The organism is Saccharothrix sabaoui, from assembly GCF_051756985.1.
GTDB lineage: Bacteria > Actinomycetota > Actinomycetes > Mycobacteriales > Pseudonocardiaceae > Actinosynnema.
Window position 1 is genome coordinate 1 of record NZ_JBPKJK010000282.1, and the last position, 6,153, is coordinate 6,153.

2 protein-coding genes are annotated in these 6,153 nt (G+C 78.5%); one reads left to right on the top strand and one right to left on the bottom strand.

All coding sequences use genetic code 11. The features are described 5' to 3' along the window. A partial coding sequence (locus tag ACR807_RS40705) for a S8 family serine peptidase (protein ID WP_438926890.1) occupies positions 1–2,982 on the bottom strand: 2,982 nt, incomplete at its 3' end. Positions 2,983–3,163: 181 nt separating this feature from the next. Between ACR807_RS40705 and ACR807_RS40710 the strand changes: the two genes are divergently transcribed. Then, a partial coding sequence (locus tag ACR807_RS40710; RefSeq protein WP_438926891.1) for an AfsR/SARP family transcriptional regulator occupies positions 3,164–6,153 on the top strand: 2,990 nt, incomplete at its 3' end.

Below are 6,153 nucleotides of genomic sequence, written 5' to 3' on the forward strand. Positions count from 1 at the left end.
CAGCACGCGGTGCGCGGGCGCGCTGCCCGTGTCGTCCAGCGAAGGGGTGAACCGGACGACGGTCAGCGGCAGGGCGGTGGTGGCGGCGGTGGTGCCCGAGCGGAACGTCCAGCTGCCGGTGACCCGGGTGCTCAGGTCCGTCGCGGCGGGATCGACGGTCGCCTCGGCGTCCAACCGGAAGTCGGCCGGTCCGGGCGGCACGCTGAACCGCCCGTTGCCCGGCTGGTCGCCCTCGCCGACCGGCACGCCGTCGCGGTGCAGCGTCGTGCGGGACGACGTCGTGGGGAACACGCCGAGGTTGCCGTCGCGGTCGCCCCACAGGGCCAGGGACACGTCCACCCGGTCGCCGGTGCGGGTCAGGCCCGCGGTGCCGATCGCGGGTCCCAGCACGGGGCGGAAGTACCACTGCACCTGGTCGGTGCCCGGCCGGTAGGTGCGGTGGGGGTGGATCTGGTTGCCCAGGTACGCGCCCCCGCCCAGCCGGTCGACCATCCACCGCCACGCCACGTCCCGCGTGGTGAGGTGGTCGACGTACGTGCCGCCCGGGCCGAACCACAGGCCGACGCCGGCACCGGAACCGCCGCCGACCGCGAGCGGCACCCCGATGTACTGGTGCGTCCGGTCGGGCCCGCCGGTGTCGATGCGCTGCGTCACCCTCGCCAGCTGCCGAACGCCGGGGGAGCGGACGAAACCGGTCGGCACCGGGCCGCGCTCGACGTACACCAGCCGGTAGTTCACCGGGGTGTCGCCGAGGGGCGCGCCGGCGTGCTGCGCGCCGATGATCGTGGTCAGCTCGTCGCGGGGCAGGGCCGGGCCCAGTTGGGCGAGCGACACGACGCCGCGGAAGCCGCCCACCAGCATCAGGGCGCCGCCGCCCCGGCCGTCGAGGGCCGGGCGGTGCAGCACGACCTGGCCGAACAGCTCCTCGGCGCCCGGTTCCGGCGGCGTCACGGCCACCGGCCGGGCCAGCCGGGCGTCGACCTCGACGGTCGTGGCCCCGGTGAACCCCAGCAGCGGCACGGGCAGGAACGCCAACCGCGCGCCGTCCGTCACCACGTAGTTCTCCAGGGCGTAGTCCCCCTTGGGCAGCCGGAGCTTCGCCACGCCGCCCACCGGCACGGGGAACACGAAGCTGTCGTCGTCGAGCCCGGTGACCGAACCGGACACCTCGTCGGCCGGCGCGCCGCGGTCGTCGGTGTACCGGAGCGTCAGCTCGTAGCGCTCCGGCTCGCGTTCGAGGGCCAGCGGTGTGCGCGTGCCGTCCGACGCGACGACCGCGCCCGAGTAGGCGCCGTCCGACGGGGCGGTCCGGGTGTCGCCCGTGACGGTGACCCGCGTGCTGCCGCCCGCCGGGACGGTGATCCGCGCCGGCACCACGGAGAACACGCCGGCCGGCGCGGGCCCGCCGTCGGGTCCGGTGGCCTCGACGGCCAGGTCGAGCACCACGGGGGTCGGGCCCGCGTTGCGGTAGGACAGGTGGCGCACCACGGGCGCGTCGTCGTCGTGCGGCCAGAGCTGGGTGCCGAGCCCGAGGCTGACCGGGTCGGTGGTGGTGGTCGCGGTGATCGCCCGGGCGATGTCGAGCCGGCCCGCGCCCTGGTCGAACACGCCCGCCGCCGGGGTGGGCCGCGCGGACGCCACGAGGGCGGCCTTGAGCTGCGCGCCCGTCCAGTCCGGGTGCTGCTGGGCGAGCAGCGCGGCGGCGCCCGCGACGTGCGGCGCGGCCGTCGACGTGCCGGAGAGGGCGACGTGCGTGTCGTCCACGGGGGTGCCGACGCGCCCGTCGCGCGCCTTGGCGGCGACGACGTCCACGCCGGGCGCGGTCAGGTCCGGTTTGATGCCGCCGTCGCCTGCGCGCGGCCCCCGGCTGGAGAACGGGGCGAGCGCGTCGGTCCGGTCGACCGCGCCGACGCCGAGCGCCGCGTCGGCGGTGGCGGGCGAGTTGACCGAGCCGGGCCCGGCGGAGTTGCCCGCGGCGACCACGAACAGCGCGCCGGTCTCGGCGGAGAGCCGGTCGATCGCCGCTTCGAGCGGGTCCACGTCGGGTGTGTCGTAGCCGCCCAGGCTCAGGTTGACGACGTCCGCGCCCTGGTCGACGGCCCACTGGAGACCGCGCAGGATCGACGACTCGGGGCAGCCGCGCGGGCCGCACACCCGGCCGTCGAGGAGCCGCGCGTCCGGTGCGACGCCCCGGTACACCGGGTGGGTGGAGGCGATGGTCGCGGCGACGTGCGTGCCGTGGCCGACGGCGTCCGCGGGGCCGGTCGCCCCGGTGAAGTCCGCCGCCGCGGCGACCCGGCCGGCCAGGTCGGGGTGCGCCGCGTCGATCCCGGTGTCCAGCACCGCGACCCGGACGCCCGTCCCCGTCCGCCCGGCCGCCCACGCGGCGGGCGCGCCGACCTGGGCCGTGCTGCGGTCGAGGGCGGTGCGGCGCAGGCCGTCCAACCACACCTTGCCGACGGCCGGGTCGTCCAGCAGGGACCGGAACGCGGCGTCGGACCCGGTCACCCGCGCGGCGAGCGCCCCACCGGGCAGGGCCGCGGTGACGTGCGGGCCGGCCGCCGGCGCGACGCTCCCGCCGCCCACCACGACCAGCGGCACGGTGTCGCGGTGCGCGTCGTCGTAGCCCGCCTCGACGAGCCCGGTGACGTCGAACAGCCGGAGGTCGAGCCGGCCGGCGGCGAGCGGCCCGGCGGCGTCGAGGGGCACCACGTGCAGCCGCCCGGCGCGGTGGAACGTGCGGAAGGCGGCGTGCTCCCGCCCCGGCGCGGCGGTGATCGAGACGACGTCCCGGCCGTCGACCAGGACGCGGTCGCCGGTGATGAGCGTGACGGACGTGCCGCCGGACCTGGGTGAGCCGTCCGCGCCGAGCGAGCCGTCCGCGCCGAGCGGGCCGGCGGTCGCGGTGGCCGTGAGTGGGGTGGTCAGCCCCAGCACCAGCGCGGCGACGCCGCAGAGGCCGTGTCGTCCAGGTCTGAGCACGGGGGCCTCCAGGGTCCGGTGGCTCGACCGTAACGGCGTGCTCGGGCCGGGTCAGCGCCGATCGGCGGCTTCGCGCGCCCTGGGTCCACCTGCCGCAACGGGGGTTGCACCGAGGGGCGGCCGGGCGGGCAGATCCCCGGCCGAGCGGGTATCCGCGCCGCCCCCGGGCGCTCCGCCACAGGTGACCGGACCGACGATCCTCCCGCGACCGCTCGACGTGGAGCTGCCGCGCCTGCGGCTGGTCGACCGGCTCGCGCGGCGCTGGGAGCACCCCGTGACGGCGGTCGTGGCCGGGGCCGGGTTCGGCAAGACCACCGCGCTCGCGCAGGCCGTGCGCGCGCACCTGCTCGAACCGCGCGGGGTCGACGTGTGGGTGGACTGCTCGCCCGCGCACGAGGCGGCCGGCGCGCTGGCCGGCGCCCTGCTCGACGCCCTGGCCGACGGGACCCCGCGGCGGACGGCGCGGGCCGTGCTGGACGCGCTGGTCCGCCGCGCGCCGGTCGAGGTGTGCCTGCTGCTGGACGACGTGCACGAGATCCCCGCCGGGTCGCCGGGCGCGGCGCTGCTCGCCGAGCTGGTGCGCGGGCTGCCGGCGACCGCGCACCTGGTGCTGTGCGGCCGGGAGCTGCCGGACCTGCCCCTGGCGCGGCGCGAGGCCGCGGGCGGGGTGGTGCGGATCGGCGCCGACGAGCTGTCCTTCACCGACACCGAGGTGCGGGCGCTGGCCCACCGGCTCGGCGCGGAACCGGCCCCGGCCCGGTCGCTGCGGGGGTGGCCCGCGCTGGTGCGGCTGGCGTTCGCGGCGGGCCCCGCGGCCCCGTGGCGCTACGCGCGCGAGGAGATCCTCGGCCGGCTGCCCGGCGCGCGCCGCCGCGAGCTGGCCGCCCTCGCCGCCCTGGGCGCGGCGACCGGCGCGGAGGTCGCCGCGGTCACCGGCGAGCCGGGCGCGCTCGACGAGCTGGCCCGGCGGGTGCCGCTGGTCGGCGAGCTGGACGACGGCCGCTACCGCGCGCACGAGCTGTGGACGGAGGCGCTGTACCGCACCACGACCTGCGACGACCTCCAGCGGCTGCACCGCCGGGCGGCGGCCGTGCTGACCGCGCGCGGCGACGTGGTGCGGGCGGGGGAGCTGGCGTGCCGCGGCAGGGACTGGGCGCTGCTCGCCGAGGCGTCGGTGGAGCTGGTGACCACGACGCTGTCGGCGCTGCCCGTCCTGGTCGCGGAGCGCTGGCTCGGCTCCGCGCCGCCGGCGGCGCGGGACCGGCCGGCGTTCCTGCTGCTGCGCGCCGCCGTGCTGCACGCCACCGATTTCGCCGACCCGCGGATCGACCCGCTGCTGGACCGGGCGTGGGACGGGCTCAAGCACACCGCGGTGCTCGGGCAGGCCGTGATCACCGCGCACTCGCGGGCCGACCTGGCGCGGCTGACCGAGCTGGCGGGCCGGGTCGGGGAGCTGCGCGGCGAGCCGACCGCCATCGCGCTCGTGCTGCGGCACAGCGTCGCGGCGACGGTCGCCGAGGTCGGCGGCGACCCGGAGGCCGCGCTGGCCGAGATCGCACGCGCCCCCGTCGTGGACGTGCCGCCGCAGGTGGCGCTGGCCACCGTGCGGTTCCACTACCACTGCCTCAACATGTGCGGGTTCGCCGGCGACGCGGCCGACCTCGCCGACCGGGCGCTGCGCGAGGCCGACGAACCGCACCTGCGGCTCAACGGCCCGGTCGCGCGCTGGTTCGACGGCGACCCGGCGGACCTGTCCCGGTTGCGCGGCGCGCCGATCGGCGGGTCGCCGCCCGGTGGTACGGCGCGGGACTCCTTCGTCGCGTCGGCGTTCCTGGCCGTCATCGCCTCGTGCTGCGGCGACGCCGCGTCCTGGGACCCGCTGCCGTGCGGCGACCCGGCCGGCCACGACAACCCCCGCGACGCCGTGCTCGCCTGCGCCGCGCGGGCCGCGGTGGCGGTGGGCGTGGGCGACGAGACCGAGGCGCGCCGGGTGTTCGCCGACCACCTGGCGCGGTGGCCGGTGACCGGGCGGTTCCACGAACGGCACCTGCGGCGGTTCCTGGCCCTCGGCTACGTGCTGAGCGAGGAGCTGCGGGCGGTGTGGGACCGGGTGGAGCTGGGGCCGTCGCACGCCAGGGCGCGGGCGGCGGCGCGGGCGCTGGTGCGGGCCAGGGAGGGCGACCCGGCCGCCGCCTCGCGGCTGCCACCCGAGCACGCGCTGTGCTTCCTGCCGCTGCCGTGGTCGGTGGAGCTGGCCGCGCGGCTGGCGGACGGCGGTGACCTCGACCTGGGCCGGTGGCTGGCCGACACCCTCGGTCCGGTCGTCCACCGGCGGTTCCGATCAGCCGCTCGTTCCGGCGGGCCCGGTGGGTCGGTCGGGTCGGTCGGGACAGGCGGGGCGGGCGGGTTCGGCGGGGGAGCGGCGCGGTTGCTCGCCGCGCTGCCCGCGCCGCCGGTATCGCGGACCGGCGTCGAGGTGCTCGGCGCGATGCGGGTGACCCGCGACGGGGTCGCGGTGGACGCGCCGGAGCTGCGGCGGGCCCGCGTCCGCCAACTGCTCGGCGCGCTGGTGCTGCGACCCGTGCTCACCCGCGAGCAGGTGTTCGGGCTGCTGTGGCCCGACCTGGACGCGGCCGGCGCGGCGCGCAACCTGCGGGTGACCCTGACCCACCTGCGGCACCTGCTGGAGCCCGACCGGTCCGGCGGCGAGGCCAGCTTCCACCTGCGGACCGGGGGCGACACCGTCCGGCTGGTCCGCTCGGACCGGCTGGACGTCGACCTGTGGACCTTCGAGGCGCTCGACGGCGAGGTGCGCGAGGCCAGGGCCGCCGGCGACCTGGAGCGGGCCGCGGACCTGCTGGGCAGGGCCGTCGCGCTGTGGCGCGGCGACCCGCTGCCGGACCTCGCCGACGTCGTGGACGCGGAACCGGTCGTCGAGGCCGAGCGCCTGCGCGCGCGGCACGTGCGGAACCTGCTCGGGCTCGGCGAACTCGCCCTCGTCGCGGGTGAGGCGGCCGAAGCCGCCCCGCTCGCCGAGCGCGCCCTCGCCCTCGACCCGTTCGCGCCGCGCGCCCACCGCCTGCTCCTCGCCGCCGCCCTCAAGAGCCGCGACCCCGCCCAGGTCGCCGCCGCCCGGACGAAGGTGCTCGCCGTGCTCGGGGAGCTGGACGC